The sequence below is a fragment of the Streptomyces tamarix genome (assembly GCF_032423885.1).
Taxonomy (GTDB): domain Bacteria; phylum Actinomycetota; class Actinomycetes; order Streptomycetales; family Streptomycetaceae; genus Streptomyces; species Streptomyces tamarix.
Genome location: NZ_JAWCTQ010000020.1, coordinates 53,747 through 72,147, shown reverse-complemented (window position 1 = coordinate 72,147; position 18,401 = coordinate 53,747). Strand labels below are relative to the sequence as shown.

Below are 18,401 nucleotides of genomic sequence, written 5' to 3'. Positions count from 1 at the left end.
GGGCCTTCCAGTGGGCGGCAGCGGCACGGACGGTACGAATGCCGGCAAGCGCCCGAACGAACAGCTCGGTTCGTGGTTCGTACGCAGCGGCTGGTCGAAGGGCGAGCTCGCGCGCCAAGTGAACCGCCGGGCGCGCCAGATGGGCGCCCACCACATCAGCACCGACACCTCCCGCGTACGCCGCTGGCTCGACGGCGAGCAGCCCCGCGAGCCCATCCCCCGCATCCTCTCCGAGCTGTTCTCCGAGCGCTTCGGCACCGTCGTCGCCGTCGAGGACCTCGGCCTGCGCGCCACCCACCAGTCACCCTCGGTGTCCGGCGTCGACCTGCCCTGGGCCGGCCCGCAAACGGTCTCCCTGCTCAGCGAGTTCTCCCGCAGCGACCTCATGCTCGCCCGGCGCGGCTTCCTCGGCACGTCGCTCACCCTCGCCGCCGGCCCCTCCCTCATCGAGCCGATGCAGCGCTGGCTCGTCCCCGCCCCCACCACCGACCGCGCCGACCCGCCCCCGCAGGCCCGCCGCCCGCACCGGCTCTCCCGCGCCGAACTGGAGATGCTGGAGTCCACCACCGCCATGTTCCGCACGTGGGACGCCCAGTGCGGCGGCGGCCTGCGCCGCAAGGCCGTCGTCGGGCAGCTCCACGAGGTCACCGACCTGCTCCAGGAGCCGCAGCCCGCCGCCGTCTCCCAGCGCCTCTTCCGCTGCGCCGCCGAACTGGCCGAGCTCGCCGGGTGGATGAGCTACGACGTGGGCCTCCATCCCACCGCCCAGAAGTACTTCGTCCTCGCCCTGCACGCCTCCAAGGAGGCCGGCGACAAACCCCTCGGTTCGTACATCCTCTCCTCCATGAGCCGCCAGATGATCCACCTGGGACGGCCGGACGACGCCCTTGAACTCATCCACCTCGCGCAGTACGGCAGCCGCGACTGCGCCACCGCCCGCACCCAGGCCATGCTGTATGCGATGGAGGCCCGCGCGTACGCCAACATGGGCCAGCCCAGCAAGTGCAAGCGCGCCGTGCGGATGGCCGAGGACACCTTCGCCGACGCCGGCCTCGACGGCGAGCCGGACCCCGACTGGATCCGCTTCTTCAACGAGGCCGAACTCAACGGGGAGAACTCCCACTCCTTCCGCGACCTCGCCTACTTCGCCGGCCGCAGCCCCACCTACGCCTCCCTCGCCGAGCCCGTCATGGAACGCGCCGTCGAACTGTTCGCCGAGGACAAGGAGCACCAGCGCTCCTACGCCCTCAACCTCGTTGGCATGGCCACCGTCCACCTGCTGAAGCGCGAGCCCGAGCAGGCCGTGGCCCGGGCGGCGCAAGCCCTCGAGGTCGCCCAGCGCGTCCGCTCCGAACGGGTGAACACCCGCCTGCGCAAGACGGTCGACACCGCCGTACGCGACTTCGGCGACGTCCCCGAGGTCGCCGACATCACCGAACTCCTCGCCAAGACCCTCCCCGAGACCGCCGAAGCGGTCTGAGCCCCCCGTGGCCCCGGACCCCGGCCGCGGCGCCCGCCCCCGTACGGTCCCGACCCGGTTCCCCACCGCCGGGTCGGCGGGCGCGGCTCCGCAGCCGGTTCACGACCGGGGCGGGGGACACCTCCGTAACCCAACCGTGACCCAGTGGTTCACGGTGCCGTAACACGCCCCGCCTCTTCGTCACTGCTCCGAAACATCGGGCGGCATCGTCGGAAACGGCGCTGCGCGAATCTCCTGCGTCATAACCGGCCATCCCTCACAGCCGCGCAGCCCCGGCTCCGCGCCCCGCACAGGCCGACCGACGACGAGGAGACGCCGATGCCCCCAGGCATCCTGACGCTCGCCGCAGAGGAAGCGCCCACGCTCTCTGCCGCCAACACCGGCTTCATGCTCATCTGCTCCGCCCTCGTGATGCTGATGACCCCCGGCCTGGCCTTCTTCTACGGAGGCATGGTCCGCGTCAAGAGCACCCTCAACATGTTGATGATGAGCTTCATCAGCCTCGGGATCGTCACCGTCCTGTGGGTGCTCTACGGCTTCAGCATCGCCTTCGGCACGGACTCCGGATCGGTCGTCGGCTGGTCCTCGGAGTACGTCGGGCTGAGCGGCGTCGGCCGCGACCAGCTCTGGGACGGGTACACGATCCCGGTCTTCGTCTTCGCCGCCTTCCAGCTGATGTTCGCGATCATCACGCCCGCGCTGATCAGCGGCGCCCTCGCGGACCGCGTGAAGTTCGGCTCCTGGGCCCTGTTCATCGCCCTGTGGGCCACGGTCGTCTACTTCCCCGTCGCCCACTGGGTCTGGGGCGCGGGCGGCTGGCTGTTCGAGATGGGCGTCATCGACTTCGCCGGCGGCACCGCCGTCCACATCAACGCCGGCGCCGCCGCCCTCGGCGTGATCCTCGTCATCGGCAAGCGCGTCGGCTTCAAGAAGGACCCGATGCGCCCGCACAGCCTCCCCCTCGTCATGCTCGGCGCCGCCCTGCTCTGGTTCGGCTGGTTCGGCTTCAACGCCGGCTCCTGGCTCGGCAACGACGACGGCGTCGGCGCGGTGATGTTCGTCAACACCCAGGTCGCCACCGCCGCCGCCATGCTCGCCTGGCTCGCGTACGAGAAGATCCGCCACGGCGCCTGCACCACCCTCGGCGCCGCCTCCGGCGCCGTCGCCGGCCTCGTCGCCATCACCCCGGCCGGCGGCTCCTGCTCCCCGCTCGGCGCCATCGCGATCGGCGCCGTCGCCGGCCTCCTGTGCGCCATGGCCGTCGGCCTCAAGTACAAGTTCGGCTACGACGACTCCCTCGACGTGGTCGGGGTCCACCTCGTCGGCGGCGTCGTCGGCTCCGTCCTCGTCGGCTTCTTCGCCACCGGCGGCGTCCAGTCCGACGCCAAGGGCCTCTTCTACGGAGGCGGCGTCGACCAGCTGGTCAAGCAGGTCGTCGGCGTCGCCGCGGTCCTCGCCTACTCCCTGGTCGTCTCCGCCGTCCTCGCCCTGGTCATCCACAAGACGATCGGCATGCGCGTCAGCGAGGACGACGAGATCTCCGGCATCGACCAGGTCGAGCACGCCGAGACCGCGTACGACTTCAGCGGGGCCGGCGGCGGCACCGCCCCCCGCAAGGCCGCACCCGCCCCCGCCGGGACCGCGACGGCAGCAGCACAGCAGAAGAAGGTGGACGCATGAAGCTCATCACCGCGATCGTCAAGCCGCACCGGCTCGACGAGATCAAGGAGGCCCTCCAGGCCTTCGGAGTCCAGGGACTGACCGTCACCGAGGCCAGCGGCTACGGACGCCAGCGCGGCCACACCGAGGTCTACCGCGGCGCCGAGTACACCGTCGACCTCGTCCCCAAGATCCGCATCGAGGTCCTCGTCGAGGACGACGACGCCGAACAGCTCATCGACGTGATCGTCAAGGCCGCCCGCACCGGCAAGATCGGCGACGGCAAGGTGTGGAGCGTCCCCGTCGACACGGCCGTACGCGTCCGCACCGGCGAACGCGGCCCCGACGCGCTGTAAGGGAGCTGCCGGGTGACGAGCACCGAAGCGAACGGGACAACGGAAGACTCGGGACCCAGCGGCTACGCGGCGGCCCGGCTGCGCCTCCTCCAGCAGGAGACGCGGCCGGGGCCGCCGCGCCGCGCCGCGCTCGCCCGGCTCACCGACGACTGGCTCACCGCGCTCTACGCGGACGCCTCCCCGCCCCGCGGCACCGCCCTCGTCGCCGTCGGCGGCTACGGGCGCGGCGAACTCTCCCCGCGCAGCGACCTCGACCTGCTCCTCCTCCACGACGGCAGCGCCGACCCCGCCGCCGTCGCCGCCCTCGCCGACCGCCTCTGGTACCCCGTCTGGGACCTCGGCCTCGCCCTCGACCACTCCGTGCGCACCCCCGGCGAAGCCCGCAGGACGGCCGGCGACGACCTCAAGGCCCACCTCGGCCTCCTCGACGCCCGCCCCGTCGCCGGCGACCTCGGCCTCGTCGCCGCCCTGCGCACCGCCGTCCTCGCCGACTGGCGCAACCGGGCCCCCGGACGCCTCCCCGAACTCCACCGGCTGTGCCAGGAGCGCGCCGAACGCCAGGGCGAACTGCCCCACCTCCTCGAACCCGACCTCAAGGAGGCCCGCGGCGGCCTCCGCGACGCCACCGCCCTGCGCGCCGTCGCCGCCTCCTGGCTCGCCGACGCCCCCCGCGAGGGACTCGCCGAAGCCCGCCGCACCCTCCTCGACGTACGCGACGCCCTCCACCTCGCCACCGGCCGCGCCACCGACCGCCTCGCCCTCCAGGAGCAGGACCAGGTCGCCCGCGCCCTCGGCCTCCGCGACGCCGACGCCCTGCTCCGCGAGGTCTACGAGGCCGCCCGCACCATCGCGTACGCCTCCGACGTCACCTGGCGCGAAGTCCACCGCGTCCTGCGCGCCCGCTCCGCCCGGCCCCGCCTGCGCACCCTCCTCGGCGGCGGCAGGCCCCAGCCCGAGCGCACCCCCCTCGCCGAAGGCGTCGTCGAGATGGACGGCGAGGCCGTCCTCGCCCGGACCGCCCGCCCCGAACGCGACCCCGTCCTCCCGCTGCGCGCCGCCGCCGCGGCCGCCCAGGCCGGCCTGCCCCTCTCCCGGCACGCCGTACGCCACCTCGCCACCACCGCCCGGCCCCTGCCCGTGCCCTGGCCCGCCGAGGCTCGCGAGCAGCTCGTCACCCTCCTCGGCGCCGGCGAACCCGCCGTCGCCGTCTGGGAGGCCCTCGAAGCCGAAGGGCTCGTCACCCGCCTCATCCCCGACTGGGAGCGCGTACGGTGCCGGCCGCAGCGCAACCCCGTCCACACCTGGACCGTCGACCGCCACCTCGTCGAGACCGCCGTCCGCGCCGCCTCCCTCACCCGCCGCGTCGGCCGGCCCGACCTGCTGCTCGTCGCCGCGCTCCTGCACGACATCGGCAAGGGCGGACCCGGCGACCACTCCGCCACCGGCGAGGCCGTCGCCCGCGACGTGGCCGCCCGCATCGGCTTCGACCAGGCCGACACCGCCGTCATCGCCACCCTCGTCCGCCACCACCTCCTCCTGGTCGAGACCGCCACGCGGCGCGACCTCGACGACCCCGCCACCGTCGAGTTCGTCGCCCGGACCGTCGGCGGCGTCCCCACCCTGGAGCTGCTGCACGCCCTGACGGAGGCCGACGCCCTGGCCACCGGGCCCGCCGCCTGGTCCTCCTGGCGCGCCTCGCTCGTCACCGACCTCGTCAAACGGGTCGCGGCCGCCCTCGCGGGCGACGTCCCGCCCGCCCCCGAACCGGCCGCGCCCGGAGCCCAGGAGGAACGCCTCGCCGTCGAGGCGCTCCGCACCGGGGAACCCGTCCTGGCCCTCCACGCCCAGCAGGAGGCAGCCGAGGAGGGCGGCGAACCCGAACCGGTCGGCGTGGAACTCCTGATCGCCCTGCCCGACCAGCCCGGCGTCCTCCCCGCCGTCGCCGGGGTCCTCGCCCTGCACCGGCTCACCGTCCGCTCCGCCGACCTGCGGGCCATCGAGCTGCCCACGGAGCTGGGCCCCGCGGGCACCGTCCTGGTCCTGAACTGGCGCGTCGCCGCCGAGTACGGCTCCCTCCCGCAGGCCGGCCGCCTGCGCGCCGACCTCGTCCGCGCCCTCGACGGGTCCCTGGACGTGGCCGCCAGGCTCGCCGAGCGCGACGCCGCGCACCCGAGGCGCCGCGGCGTGCAGGCCCCGCCCCCGCGGGTCACCGTCGCCCCGGCCGACTCGGCGGCCCGCGCCACGGTCCTGGAGGTCCGCGCCCAGGACGCGCCGGGGCTCCTGCACCGGATCGGCCGCGCCCTGGAGGGCGCGGAGGTACGGGTGCGCAGCGCCCACGTCAGCACCCTGGGCGCGAACGCGGTGGACGCCTTCTACGTCACGGACCTGAAGGGCGCGCCCCTGCCGCCGCAGGAGGCGCTGGGGACGGCGGGGGAAGTGGAACGGGCCCTGTCGGGGTCGTGACCCCGGCGCCGCCGCCCCGTCGGCGGGAAGGAGCGCTCCCCGCGCCGCGGGGTCCGGCCCCGCCGCCGCGGGACCCCGCCCCGCCCCGCTGCCCTCCGCCGAGGACGGCTCCACCGCGCGGCCGGATACCCTTGGAGCAACCGTCCGCCCACCCCCTAGACCCGAGGATCCGCGACCGCCGTGTTCGATACCCTCTCCGACCGCCTTGCAGCGACCTTCAAAAGCCTCCGGGGCAAGGGAAGGCTCAGCGAGGCGGACATCGACGCCACCGCCCGCGAGATCCGCATCGCCCTGCTGGAGGCGGATGTCGCCCTGCCCGTCGTCCGGGCCTTCATCAAGCAGGTCAAGGAGAGGGCGGCCGGCGCCGAGGTCTCGCAGGCCCTGAACCCCGCCCAGCAGGTCATCAAGATCGTCAACGAGGAACTGGTCAAGATCCTCGGTGGCGAGACCCGCCGGCTGCGCTTCGCCAAGCAGCCGCCGACCGTGATCATGCTGGCCGGTCTCCAGGGCGCCGGTAAGACCACGCTCGCCGGAAAGCTCGGCAAGTGGCTCAAGGGCCAGGGGCACTCGCCGCTGCTCGTCGCCTGCGACCTCCAGCGGCCGAACGCCGTCAACCAGCTCTCCGTCGTCGCCGAGCGCGCCGGCGTGGGCGTCTACGCGCCGGAGCCGGGCAACGGCGTCGGCGACCCGGTCCAGGTCGCGAAGGACTCCATCGGCTACGCGCGGACCAAGCTCCACGACATCGTCATCGTCGACACCGCCGGCCGCCTGGGCATCGACCAGGAGATGATGCAGCAGGCCGCCGACATCAGGGACGCGGTCCAGCCGAACGAGATCCTCTTCGTCGTCGACGCGATGATCGGCCAGGACGCCGTCAACACCGCGGAGGCCTTCCGCGACGGCGTCGGCTTCGACGGCGTGGTCCTCTCCAAGCTCGACGGCGACGCCCGCGGTGGTGCCGCCCTGTCGATCGCGCACGTCACCGGCCGCCAGATCATGTTCGCCTCCAACGGCGAGAAGCTGGACGACTTCGACGCGTTCCACCCGGACCGCATGGCGTCCCGCATCCTCGGCATGGGCGACGTGCTCTCGCTGATCGAGAAGGCCGAGCAGACCTTCAGCCAGGAAGAGGCCGCCAAGATGGCCTCCAAGCTGGCGAGCAGCAAGGGCAAGGACTTCACGCTCGACGACTTCCTGGCCCAGATGGAGCAGGTCCGCAAGATGGGCTCCATCTCGAAGCTGCTCGGCATGCTGCCCGGCATGGCGCAGATGCGGGAGCAGATCAACAACATCGACGAGCGGGACGTGGACCGCACGGCCGCGATCATCAAGTCGATGACCCCGGCCGAGCGTCAGGACCCGACGATCATCAACGGTTCGCGCCGGGCGCGCATCGCGCGGGGTTCCGGTGTGGACGTCAGCGCGGTGAAGTCGCTGGTGGAGCGGTTCTTCGAGGCGCGGAAGATGATGTCGCGCATGGCGCAGGGCGGCGGCCTGCCGGGGATGCCGGGCATCCCGGGCATGGGCGGCGCCGGCCGGCAGAAGAAGCAGCAGAAGCAGGCGAAGGGCAAGCGGCGCAGCGGCAACCCGATGAAGCGGAAGGCCGAGGAGGAGGCCGCCGCGCAGCGCCGGGAGCAGCAGGTGCAGCAGGGCGGGGCGTTCGGGCTTCCGGCGGGCCAGCCGGACCAGGACTTCGAGCTTCCGGACGAGTTCAAGAAGTTCATGCGCTGAGGCGTGCGCCGACGCGGGCCGGTCGCGACCCGCGGACGCGGAGAGGGGCACCCGCCCGTGGCGGGTGCCCCTCGCGCGTGGGGGGCTGGGCCACGCGTACGTATCCGTGATGCCGCTTTTGTGGCGCTCTGCTGATAATCGCAGCGTGACCAGTTCCGTGCCCCCGCGTGACCGCACCGACCAGCCGTGGCGTTCGGAGGGCGCCCCTCCGGAGCCGCCGCCGAAGCGGCGGATGCCCGGGGGCTGGGTGGGGCTGGTCCTGGCGGCACTGGTGCTGTTCCTGCTGACGAACCTGGTGCTGACCCTGGTGAACGGGGAGGGCGACGAGCCGACCGTCTCGTACACGGAGTTCAGCAAGCAGGTCGCGGCGGGGAACGTCGCGAAGATCTACTCCAAGGGCGACGCCATCGAGGGCGAGCTGCGCGAGAAGCGGCCGGTCCCGGGCGGTGACGGCGACTACACGAAGTTCACGACGCAGCGGCCGGCGTTCGCCGAGGACCCGCTGTGGCGGCGGCTGGCCGAGCACGACGTGACGGTGACCGCCGAGCCGGTGGTGGAGCGGCCGAGCTTCCTGGCGAACCTGCTGTTCTCGCTCGCGCCGATCGTGCTGCTGGTGGTGCTGTGGCTGTTCCTGGCGCGGCGGATGAGCGCGGGGCTCGGCGGGGCGGGCGGGATGCTGGGGCGCAAGGCGCCGCCGAAGCCGGTGGAGGTGGAGGCGGGGCGGCGTACGACGTTCGCGGACGTGGCGGGGATCGACGAGGTCGAGGGCGAGCTCAACGACGTCGTCGACTTCCTCAAGAACCCTGAGGCGTACTGGCGGATGGGGGCCAAGATGCCGCGCGGCGTGTTGCTGTCGGGGCCGCCGGGCACCGGCAAGACGCTGCTGGCGCGGGCCGTGGCGGGGGAGGCGGGCGTGCCGTTCTTCTCGGCGTCGGCGTCCGAGTTCATCGAGATGATCGTCGGCGTGGGCGCCTCGCGGGTGCGCGAGCTGTTCAACGAGGCGCGCAAGGTCGCCCCGGCGATCGTCTTCATCGACGAGATCGACACGATCGGTCGGGCGCGGGGCGGCGGCGCGGGCATGGGCGGACACGACGAGCGCGAGCAGACCCTGAACCAGATCCTCACCGAGATGGACGGCTTCTCCGGTTCGGAGGGGGTCATCGTGATCGCCGCGACGAACCGGGCGGACGTCCTGGACCCGGCGCTGACCCGGCCGGGGCGGTTCGACCGGATCGTGAGCGTGAGCCCGCCGGACCGGGGCGGCAGGGAGGCGATCCTGCGGATCCACACCCGGGGCATCCCGCTCGCCGAGGACGTGGACCTGGCGCAGGTGGCGCGGACGACACCGGGCATGACGGGGGCGGAACTGGCCAACCTCGCGAACGAGGCGGCGCTGCTGGCCGTCAAGCGGAGGCAGGAGCAGGTCACCCGTTCGGACCTGTCGGACGCGCTGGAGAAGGTGCAACTGGGGGCGGAGCGGCAGCTGGTCATGCCGGTCGAGGAGAGGCGTCGTACGGCGTACCACGAGAGCGGGCACGCGCTGCTGGGGATGCTCCAGCCGGGTGCCGACCCGGTGCGGAAGGTGACGATCGTGCCGCGCGGGCGGGCGCTGGGGGTGACGCTGTCGGCGCCGGACACGGAGAAGTACGCGTACACGGAGGAGTACCTGCGGGGGCGGATCATCGGGGCGCTGGGCGGGATGGCGGCCGAGGAGGTGGTGTTCGGGGTCGTCACGACGGGCTCGGAGAGCGACCTGGAGCAGGTGACCAACCTGGCGCGGGGCATGGTGGGGCGGTGGGGGATGAGCGGCCGGGTGGGGCGGCTCACGGCGATCCCCTCGGACGCGCAGCAGGCGTACGGACTGTCGGCGGCGCCGGCGACGCTGGACACGGTGGACGACGAGATGCGGCGCATCGTCGACGAGTGCTACGCGAGCGCGTGCCGGCGGCTGCGGGAGAACCGGGACCGGCTGGACGCCCTGGCGTCGGCGCTGCTGGAGAACGAGACGCTCGACGAGGACGCCGCCTACCGGGCCGCCGGCATCGCGCGCTTCGGGAAGGAAGGGAAGAACGCGAGGGACGGGAGGGACGGGGAGAACGGGAAGGACGCGAGGGACGGCGACCGGCGGCCGTAGCGGGACGGCCGCCGTGTCCGCGCACAGGGGCGCGTCCGGGGAGGGCTACGGGATCCGGGCGACGAGGTACCGGAAGACGTTCGGCATCCAGACCGTGCCGTCGTGGCGGACGTGGGGGTGGAGCGCCTCGACGATCTCCTTCTCCACGGTCACCCGGTCGGAGGCGGCCACGGCCGCGTCGAAGAGGCCCGTGGAGAGCAGCCCGCGCACGGCACTGTCGGTGTCCGCGTAGCCGAAGGGGCAGGAGACCCGGCCGGAGCCGTCCGGCCGGAGCCCGGCCCGCGCGGCCACTTCCTCCAGGTCGTCGCGGCGGGCGGGCCGCCAGGCGCCGGGGCCGCGCAGCCGCTCGGCGAGCCGGCCGGCGACGCGGAACACCGCGGTCGTGGCGCACCGCTCGGGCGGGCCCCAGCCGGCGAGGACGACGGCGCTGCCGCGCTCCGCCAGGGGGACGGCGGCGGTGAGGGCGGGGACGAGGCCGTCGGAGTCACCGGCGGTGCAACCGACGGGCTGGAAGGCGGTGACGAGGTTGTACGCGGGACCGGCCCGGTCGGCGACCGCGTCGGGGGTGCCGTGGAGGAGTCTGGTCTCCGGGTCGGGGCCGCCGTGCGGTCCGCGGCGGCGGTCCCGGCCGGGGCCGGTGGCCACCGGATCGGGGAGCAGCCGTTCCCTGGCCAGCTCCACGCGCGCGTGGTCGGTGTCCACGCCGGTGACCTGGGCCCCGCGCGTGGCGGCCATGAGCAGGGCCAGTCCCGAGCCGCAGCCGAGACCGAGGAGCCGTGTCCCGGTGCCGACCTCCAGGTGCGCGTACACCGCCTCGTAGAGCGGCACCAGCATGCGCTCCTGGATCTCCGCCCAGTCGCGGGCGCGCTCCGGCGCGTGGGCGGCCGGAGAGGCCGGGGCCGGGTGGGGGTGGTGCTGGACGAGCATGGGTGTCATCGAAAGCGCCCCAATCAGCCGAGAGTCAATCTGTGCGTCCGTGCCCTGATCGACAGCCCCCGTGTGCGTGCGCTCGCACGGTCCGTAGCCAGGGAACTCCGCTTCCGCCCCCGCGTCCAGGGGGTCGGGCCGCAATGCGCGCGTGCCCCGGTCGTGCGCCCCCTGGCCCGGCACGAACCACCTCCCATAGTGGGGTCGCCGTGCGAATCCCGCCATGGCAACGGGGTCGGTGACACGGGCCTCCGGCCGCCGGGGTAACGTCGCCCACGGTGATGCGCCGTCACCGAACGCCGCACCGTGAGTCAGGACCGGCGCACGGACGCGGGCGGGCGCCGGGGCACACGCCTCGGGGGCGCCCGCGACCGCGCCACTACGTACCACCTTGATGCGAGCTGTGCGGCTTCTCCGCAGATCAGCGCACTGGCCCTCGTGAGGACACATCAATGACAACTGACGGGTACGTGCAAAATATTTGGGATGCCCCGGAATGGAACCCGACGGCTCCCCGGCTCGTTGTTCACGACGTGAGCACGACACCACCTGTCCTCGCCGCAGAACTGGCACAGGCGTGGGCCGACATTCAGCGGCACCACCCCGAACTGCCGGATCTCGCCGCGCCCGAGTCCCTGATCGGAGAGTCGTCGTCCGCTTGTGGCGCCGAGCTCTCCTTCGAGCGACTGCTCCACGAGGCAGTCCACGGCATCGCCGCCGCCCGGGGGGTCCGCGACACCTCCCGTGCCGGCCGCTACCACAACCGCCGATTCCTGGCGATCGCCGAGGAGATGGGCCTGGACCACTCCGAGGAGCCGCACCCGAGCAGCGGTTTCTCACTGGTCACGCTCAGCCCCGAGGCCAAGCGCCGGTACCGGCCGACGATCGAGCGGCTGCAGCGCGCCCTCAAGGCGCACACGGCCGCCACGGCCGCGGACACGAAGCGCTCCTTCCGCGGGCCCGCCGCGCGGCACGGCTCGTCGGGCGGCGGCGTGCGGGTCAAGGCGGTCTGCGACTGCGGACGCAACGTCCGGGTGGTCCCGTCGGTCCTGGCCCAGGCGCCGATCGTCTGCGGCGGATGCGGGAAGCCCTTCCGCATCCCGGAAGCGGTGGGCGCCGCGAGATGATCCACGGCCCGCTCGCCCCGGGAACCGGCGACCATGCGGGATGTGGCACAATGGCTAGCTGTACTCGACAGTCGAACAGGACCCCTCTCTCCTACGGCTGACGCGTCCATCGGGCATTCGGGTACCGCAACCCCACGTGGCATCTCGTTGTGCCCAACCACGTCAAGACCAGGAGACACCACACCCGTGGCAGTCAAGATCAAGCTGAAGCGTCTGGGCAAGATCCGTTCGCCTCACTACCGCATCGTCGTCGCCGACTCCCGCACCCGCCGTGACGGCCGGGCGATCGAGGAGATCGGCCTGTACCACCCGGTGCAGAACCCGTCGCGCATCGAGGTCGACTCGGAGCGCGCGCAGTACTGGCTGTCCGTCGGCGCCCAGCCGACCGAGCCGGTCCTCGCCATCCTGAAGCTGACCGGCGACTGGCAGAAGCACAAGGGCCTGCCGGCTCCGGAGAAGCCGCTGCTGGCCCCGGCCACGAAGGAAGACAAGCGCGCTTCCTTCGACGCTTTCGCCAAGTCGATCGAGGGCGACGACGCCAAGGGTGAGGCCATCACCCCGAAGGCCAAGAAGGCCGACAAGAAGGCGGACGAGGCCGAGGCCGCGTCCTCCGAGTCGACCGAGGCCTGAGCATGCTCGAGGAGGCTCTCGAGCACCTCGTGAAGGGCATTGTCGACAACCCCGACGATGTGCAGGTCGCCTCGCGCGACCTGCGCCGCGGACGTGTGCTCGAGGTCCGGGTGCACCCCGATGACCTCGGCAAGGTGATCGGCCGCAACGGCCGCACCGCGCGCGCACTGCGTACGGTCGTGGGTGCCATCGGCGGCCGAGGGATCCGGGTCGACCTCGTCGACGTGGACCAGGTTCGCTGAGCGAAGTTGAACACCGGCGCACGGGCCGGGGAGGGCTGCGGCCCGCCCCGGCCCGTCGTCGTCCGACAGGAGAGTTCAGAAAGTGCAGCTCGTAGTCGCGCGGATCGGCCGCGCCCACGGCATCAAGGGCGAGGTCACCGTCGAGGTGCGTACGGACGAACCCGAGCTGCGGCTCGCGCCCGGCGCCGTACTCGCCACCGACCCGGCCTCCGCCGGGCCCCTCACCGTCGAGAGCGGTCGCGTCCACAGCGGCCGGCTCCTGCTGCGCTTCGCGGGCGTGCGCGACCGGAACGCCGCCGAGGCGCTGCGCAACACCCTCCTCATCGCCGAGGTCGACCCGGACGAGCGCCCCGAGGAGCCGGACGAGTACTACGACCACCAGCTGATCGACCTCGACGTCGTCCTCGCCGACGGCACCGTGATCGGCCGGATCACCGAGGTCTCCCACCTGCCGTACCAGGACCTGTTCGTCGTGGAGCGGCCCGACGGCGGTGAGGTGCTGATCCCGTTCGTCGAGGAGATCGTCACCGAGGTCGACCTCGACGGGCAGAGGGCGGTCGTCGTGCCGCCGCCGGGCCTCATCGACGACCGTGCCGTCATCGCCTCCACGCGCGCGGAGGACGGCGTCGACACCTCCGGCGGCGCCGACGTCCCCGACGGCGGGGCCGCCGGGGACGGGGACGATCGCTGATGCGGCTCGACGTCGTCACGATCTTCCCCGAGTACCTCGACCCGCTGAACGTCTCGCTCGTCGGCAAGGCCCGCGCCCGCGGCCAGCTCGACGTCCACGTCCACGACCTGCGCCGCTGGACGTACGACCGGCACCACACTGTCGACGACACGCCCTACGGCGGCGGCCCCGGCATGGTCATGAAGACCGAGCCCTGGGGCGACGCCCTCGACGAGGTCACCGCCGCCGGGTACGAGGCCGGCGCCCACGGGCCCGTGCTCGTCGTCCCCACGCCCAGCGGGCGCCCCTTCACCCAGGAGCTCGCCGTCGAGCTGTCGCAGCGGCCCTGGCTGGTCTTCACGCCGGCCCGCTACGAGGGCATCGACCGCCGCGTCATGGACGAGTACGCCACGCGGATGCCCGTGTACGAGGTGTCCATCGGCGACTACGTCCTGGCCGGCGGGGAGGCCGCCGTCCTGGTGATCACCGAGGCCGTGGCCCGGCTCCTCCCGGGCGTCCTGGGCAACGCCGAGTCCCACCGGGACGACTCGTTCGCCCCCGGCGCCATGGCCAACCTCCTGGAAGGCCCCGTCTACACCAAGCCGCCCGTCTGGCGGGGCCACGGCATCCCCGACGTCCTCCTCAGCGGCCACCACGGGAAGATCGCGCGGTGGCGGCGGGACGAGGCGCTCCGGCGCACCGCGCTGCACCGTCCCGACCTCATCGAGCGGTGCGACCCCGCGGCCTTCGACAAGAAGGACCGCGAGACCCTCTCCATCCTCGGCTGGGCGCCCGAGCCCGGTGGCCGATTTTGGCGCAGGCCGCAGAGCGTGGAAGAATAGGCCGCTGCCGTACGTCCGGTCGGCGCCCCTGCCACAGGGGGACACGACGCCGCACCCGCCGCACGGCCACACCCACTCGACTTTCCAGTTGCCGTTGATGACCTGTGGCATCAGCGAGGAAGCAGACGACCATGTCCCACGTGCTCGACGCCGTCAACTCCGCCTCCCTGCGGACCGACATCCCGGCGTTCCGTCCCGGTGACACCGTGAACGTCCACGTTCGCGTCATCGAGGGCAACCGCTCCCGCATCCAGCAGTTCAAGGGTGTCGTCATCCGCCGCCAGGGCTCCGGCGTCTCCGAGACCTTCACGGTCCGCAAGGTCTCCTTCTCCGTCGGCGTCGAGCGCACCTTCCCGGTGCACAGCCCGATCTTCGAGAAGATCGAGCTCGTCACCCGTGGTGACGTCCGCCGCGCCAAGCTGTACTACCTCCGTGAGCTGCGCGGCAAGGCCGCGAAGATCAAGGAGAAGCGCGAGAACTGAGCCCCGGCTCAGCCCGCGCGCCCGCGCCTCGGGTGAGCCTGACAGGGTGGCCGGTTAGGCTCGCCCCCGATGGACACCGAAGCCAAGCACACGGAGCGCGACCTCCCTCCCGACGCCGAGAGGCAGCCGGAGCGGAGGTCGCGCTTCGCGCTTTCCTGGCGCACCGCCGGCCTGCTCGGCCTCGCCTGGGCCGTCGGCATGCTGCTCGTCAGCCACTTCCTCATCCAGCCCTTCCAGATCCCCAGCGGGTCGATGGAGCCGACGCTCCAGGTGGGCGACCGGGTGGTCGTCAACAAGCTGGCGTACCGCTTCGGCGCCCGGCCCGCGCGCGGGGACGTCGTCGTCTTCGACGGAAGCGGCTCCTTCGTCCGTACCGTTCCGGAAGAGAACCCGGTCACCGGGTTCCTGCGCGGCGCCGCGGCGGCGCTGGGCCTCGCGGAGCCCGCCGACACCGACTTCGTCAAGCGCGTCGTGGGCGTCGGGGGCGACCGGGTGAGGTGCTGCGACGAGGAGGGCAGGATCGAGGTGAACGGCGCACCCGTCGAGGAGGAGTACCTGTACCCCGGTGACGCCCCCTCCCGGGTGCCGTTCGACGTCGTGGTGCCGGAGGGCACCCTCTGGGTGATGGGCGACCACCGCAGCCAGTCCCGGGACTCCCGTGACCACCTGGGCGCGCCGGGCGGCGGCATGGTCCCCGTCGACAGGGTGATCGGCAGGGCCGACTGGATCGGCTGGCCGGTGCGGCGCTGGTCCGGCGTCGACGCGACGGGCGCCTTCGGCGCCGTACCGGACGTCCCCGTCCCGGGCGGAGGGCATGGGTAGCCGGGGCCGGCGCGGCGGGCACCGCGCCGGGACCGGGCCGCCCGCCGGGGCGCGGTCCGCGGACGGCCGCCGCCCGCTGCCCGGCCGGGCCGAACGGCGCAGGCTCGCCCGCAGGGTGAAGCGGCGCAGGCGCCGGTCCGCGCTCAAGGAGATCCCGCTCCTCGTCACCGTCGCGGTCCTCATCGCGCTCGTCCTGAAGACCTTCCTGGTGCAGGCGTTCGTCATCCCGTCCGGCTCCATGGAGCAGACGATCCGCATCGACGACCGCGTCCTGGTCGACAAGTTGACGCCCTGGTTCGGTTCGCGGCCGGAGCGCGGCGACGTCGTCGTCTTCAAGGACCCCGGCGGCTGGCTCCAGGCCGAGCAGCCGCCGCCGGACGACGACCCGGTCGGCGTCGCCCAGGTCAAGCAGGCCCTGACGTTCATCGGCCTGCTGCCGTCGGACGACGAGCAGGACCTCATCAAGCGGGTCGTCGCCGTCGGCGGGGACACCGTCACGTGCTGCGACGCGAACGGGCGGGTGACCGTCAACGGCGCACCCCTGGACGAGCCGTACCTCCATCCGGGCAACGCGCCCTCGCAGATCCCCTTCGACGTCAGGGTCCCCGAGGGGCGGCTGTTCGTCCTCGGGGACCACCGCTCCAACTCGGCCGACTCGCGCTTCCACCTCGACGAGGCGTTCCAGGGGACGATCGCGCAGGAGCAGGTCGTGGGGCGCGCCTTCGTGATCGCCTGGCCGTTCGGTCACTGGCGCGGGCTGGACGGCGAGGACGCGTTCGCCGGGGTCCCGGACGCGCCGCCCGGGACCGCGACGGCGCTCGGCACGTCGCATAGTGTGTCCCCCTGGTACGCGAATGGATCGCTACGGCTCCCGACCCCTGCGGAACTCCCGCTCGTTATGGGAGTGGTGGGCCTTCCCCTGCTTCGGGGGAGGGTGAGAGTACGGACTGAGGAGTGGATGTGGGGGATCTGGCGGTCGGCGCACGATCCGGACGCGACGAGCCGGAGAAGGGGCGCGGGCAGCTCGCGGACCCGTCCCCCGGCCCGGGCGGGACGCCCGCCGCGGGCGTGAACGAGAGCGCGGCCGTCCGCAGTGACGCGCCGCACGTGACCGGCGCGAGGAGCGCCGAGAACGCCGAGGGCGACAGCGTGGACAACGACGACACCGTGGACGACGGCGGGCAGCCGCAGCCGAGGAAGCAGCGCTCCTTCTGGAAGGAGCTGCCGCTGCTGGTCGGCATCGCCCTGCTGTTGGCGCTGCTGATCAAGACCTTCCTGGTCCAGGCATTCTCCATCCCCTCCGAGTCGATGATGAACACGCTGCAGCGCGGCGACCGGGTGCTGGTCGACAAACTGACCCCGTGGTTCGGTTCGGAGCCGGAGCGCGGAGAGGTCGTCGTCTTCCACGACCCGGGCGGCTGGCTCAACGAGCCCGCGCCCGAGCCGAATCCGCTGCAGAAGTTCCTGAGCTTCATCGGGCTGATGCCGTCGTCGGAGAAGCAGGACCTGATCAAGCGCGTCATCGCGGTCGGCGGGGACACCGTCGAGTGCAAGAAGGGCGGCAAGGTCTTCGTCAACGGCAAGACGCTCGACGAGACCGCGTACCTGTACCCGGGCTCCACGTCGTGCGACGACGAGCCGTTCGGGCCGATCAAGGTCCCCGACGGCCGCATCTGGGTGATGGGCGACAACCGGCAGAACTCGCTGGACTCCCGCTACCACCAGGAGCTCCCGGGCAACGGCACGGTCTCCAACGAGGAGGTCGTGGGCCGCGCGATCGTCGTCGCCTGGCCGCTGGGCCGCTGGTCGACCCTGCCGGTGCCGGACACGTTCGACCAGCCCGGACTGGCCGCGACCGCCGCCGGGCCCGGCGCCCTGGGGCTCGCCGGCGCCCTGCCGCTGGTGCTGTGGCGCCGCCGCCGGATCCTCGCGCGCGAAGGGGCGGTCGGACAGGCGCCCGCCCGTGCGTGAGCGGGGCGCAGCGGGGCGTACCGCCCGGTAGCGGGCGCGGGTAGGGTGCCGTCCCAGGGCACTCGATCTCCTGAGTGGGGAGCGCTGGGATGGGCGGAACGGGCGGAACGATACGTACGGGCGGCCGCGGCCGCCTCGGCAGCGTGCTGTCGGGGCTGGTCGTGGCCGCCGGCTGTGTGCTGTTCTTCGGCGGGTTCGCCTGGGGAGCCGTCCTGTACCGGCCCTACACCGTGCCCACCGACTCGATGAACCCGACCGTCACGGCCGGCGACCGGGTCCTGGCCCAGCGGATCGACGGTTCGGAGGTGCGGCGCGGCGACGTCGTGGTCTTCACGGACCGCACCTGGGGCGACCTGCCGATGATCAAGCGGGTCGTCGGTCTCGACGGCGACGAGGTCGCCTGCTGCGACGCGGACGGCCGGCTCACCGTCAATGGCAGGCCCGTCCAGGAGCCGTACCTGCGCTCCCAGGGCTGGGGCGGGAAGGAGGCCGCGTCGCCGACGGAGTTCGCCGCGACCGTGCCCGAGGGGCACCTCTTCCTCCTGGGCGACCAGCGCGCCGGGTCCCAGGACTCGCGGGCGCACCTCCAGGACGCGGGGAAGGGGGCGGTGCCCCGGAGCGCCGTCACCGCCCGGCTCGACGCCGTCGTGTGGCCGCTGGACGGGCTCGGCGTGGTCGACCGGCCGCGGGGCTTCGCCGCCCTGCCGGGCGGGGTGTCGGAGCCCGGGCCCGTACGGCCGCTGGCGTGGGCCGTCACGGCCGGTGCGGCGCTGGTCCTGGGCGGAGCGGCGTGCGGGCCGCTGGCGCGGGCGGTGTCGCGGTCCCGGCCGCGGAGCGGGGCGGCGGCACGTGGCTGACGGGGCGG

General features: G+C 73.1%; 16 protein-coding genes and 1 pseudogene. 16 read left to right on the top strand and 1 reads right to left on the bottom strand.

Annotated elements, in window-relative coordinates:
* The first annotated feature begins 10 nt into the window (after positions 1–10).
* The 6 genes from nsdA (at position 11) to ftsH (ending at position 9,823) form a co-directional block, all read left to right on the top strand.
* Positions 11–1,480 carry a transcriptional repressor NsdA gene (gene nsdA, locus RND61_RS17585; protein ID WP_315878925.1) on the top strand — a complete coding sequence of 490 codons (1,470 nt, stop codon included), beginning with the start codon at positions 11–13 and terminating at the stop codon, positions 1,478–1,480.
* A gap of 318 nt (positions 1,481–1,798) precedes the next feature.
* Positions 1,799–3,160 carry an ammonium transporter gene (locus RND61_RS17580; protein WP_315878924.1) on the top strand — a complete coding sequence of 454 codons (1,362 nt, stop codon included), beginning with the start codon at positions 1,799–1,801 and terminating at the stop codon, positions 3,158–3,160.
* A complete protein-coding gene (locus RND61_RS17575) occupies positions 3,157–3,495 on the top strand; it encodes a P-II family nitrogen regulator (RefSeq protein ID WP_315878923.1) in 339 nt (112 codons plus the stop codon). The genes RND61_RS17580 and RND61_RS17575 overlap by 4 nt, the downstream gene beginning before the upstream one ends.
* Positions 3,496–3,507: 12 nt before the next feature.
* A complete protein-coding gene (locus RND61_RS17570; protein WP_315878922.1) occupies positions 3,508–5,958 on the top strand; it encodes a [protein-PII] uridylyltransferase in 2,451 nt (816 codons plus the stop codon).
* Positions 5,959–6,138: 180 nt separating this feature from the next.
* Positions 6,139–7,689 carry a signal recognition particle protein gene (gene ffh, locus RND61_RS17565; protein WP_315878921.1) on the top strand — a complete coding sequence of 517 codons (1,551 nt, stop codon included), beginning with the start codon at positions 6,139–6,141 and terminating at the stop codon, positions 7,687–7,689.
* Between the two features lie 145 nt (positions 7,690–7,834).
* Positions 7,835–9,823, top strand: a complete 1,989-nt coding sequence (gene ftsH, locus RND61_RS17560) for an ATP-dependent zinc metalloprotease FtsH (RefSeq protein WP_315878920.1) — start codon at positions 7,835–7,837, stop codon at positions 9,821–9,823.
* Positions 9,824–9,868: 45 nt separating this feature from the next.
* Here the strand turns inward: ftsH and RND61_RS17555 are convergent, their stop codons facing one another.
* Complete coding sequence (locus tag RND61_RS17555; RefSeq protein WP_315878919.1) at positions 9,869–10,759, bottom strand: methyltransferase domain-containing protein; 891 nt, start codon at positions 10,757–10,759, stop codon at positions 9,869–9,871.
* A 524-nt stretch (positions 10,760–11,283) separates the two neighbouring features.
* On the opposite strand from RND61_RS17555, the gene RND61_RS17550 reads away from it, so the two are divergent.
* The 10 genes and pseudogenes from RND61_RS17550 to lepB (RND61_RS17505) all read left to right on the top strand — a co-directional run bounded on the left by RND61_RS17550 (position 11,284) and on the right by lepB (RND61_RS17505) (position 18,393).
* Positions 11,284–11,877 carry a hypothetical protein gene (locus RND61_RS17550; RefSeq protein ID WP_189537915.1) on the top strand — a complete coding sequence of 198 codons (594 nt, stop codon included), beginning with the start codon at positions 11,284–11,286 and terminating at the stop codon, positions 11,875–11,877.
* Between the two features lie 186 nt (positions 11,878–12,063).
* Positions 12,064–12,507: a 30S ribosomal protein S16 gene (gene rpsP, locus RND61_RS17545; RefSeq protein ID WP_315878918.1), complete on the top strand. Its 444-nt coding sequence runs from the start codon at positions 12,064–12,066 to the stop codon at positions 12,505–12,507.
* A 2-nt stretch (positions 12,508–12,509) separates the two neighbouring features.
* Positions 12,510–12,749, top strand: coding sequence for an RNA-binding protein (locus RND61_RS17540; protein ID WP_014153811.1), 240 nt, complete (start codon positions 12,510–12,512; stop codon positions 12,747–12,749).
* A gap of 82 nt (positions 12,750–12,831) precedes the next feature.
* On the top strand, positions 12,832–13,440 hold the full coding sequence (gene rimM, locus RND61_RS17535; protein ID WP_315878917.1) for a ribosome maturation factor RimM: 609 nt from the start codon (positions 12,832–12,834) through the stop codon (positions 13,438–13,440).
* On the top strand, positions 13,440–14,261 hold the full coding sequence (gene trmD / locus RND61_RS17530; protein ID WP_315878916.1) for a tRNA (guanosine(37)-N1)-methyltransferase TrmD: 822 nt from the start codon (positions 13,440–13,442) through the stop codon (positions 14,259–14,261). Before rimM ends, trmD begins: the two co-directional genes overlap by 1 nt.
* Positions 14,262–14,392: 131 nt before the next feature.
* Entirely contained in the window at positions 14,393–14,743 is a 351-nt protein-coding gene (gene rplS / locus RND61_RS17525; RefSeq protein WP_031074691.1) for a 50S ribosomal protein L19, read from the top strand.
* Between the two features lie 69 nt (positions 14,744–14,812).
* Positions 14,813–15,565, top strand: coding sequence for a signal peptidase I (gene lepB / locus RND61_RS17520; protein WP_315878915.1), 753 nt, complete (start codon positions 14,813–14,815; stop codon positions 15,563–15,565).
* Positions 15,558–16,647, top strand: a pseudogene (gene lepB / locus RND61_RS17515) (signal peptidase I); the annotation flags it as partial. The gene lepB (RND61_RS17520) and the pseudogene lepB (RND61_RS17515), both read left to right, overlap by 8 nt.
* Entirely contained in the window at positions 16,535–17,536 is a 1,002-nt protein-coding gene (gene lepB / locus RND61_RS17510; RefSeq protein WP_391653648.1) for a signal peptidase I, read from the top strand. The pseudogene lepB (RND61_RS17515) and the gene lepB (RND61_RS17510), both read left to right, overlap by 113 nt.
* 89 nt (positions 17,537–17,625) lie before the next feature.
* Complete coding sequence (lepB, locus tag RND61_RS17505; RefSeq protein ID WP_315878913.1) at positions 17,626–18,393, top strand: signal peptidase I; 768 nt, start codon at positions 17,626–17,628, stop codon at positions 18,391–18,393.
* The last annotated feature ends 8 nt before the right edge of the window (positions 18,394–18,401 follow it).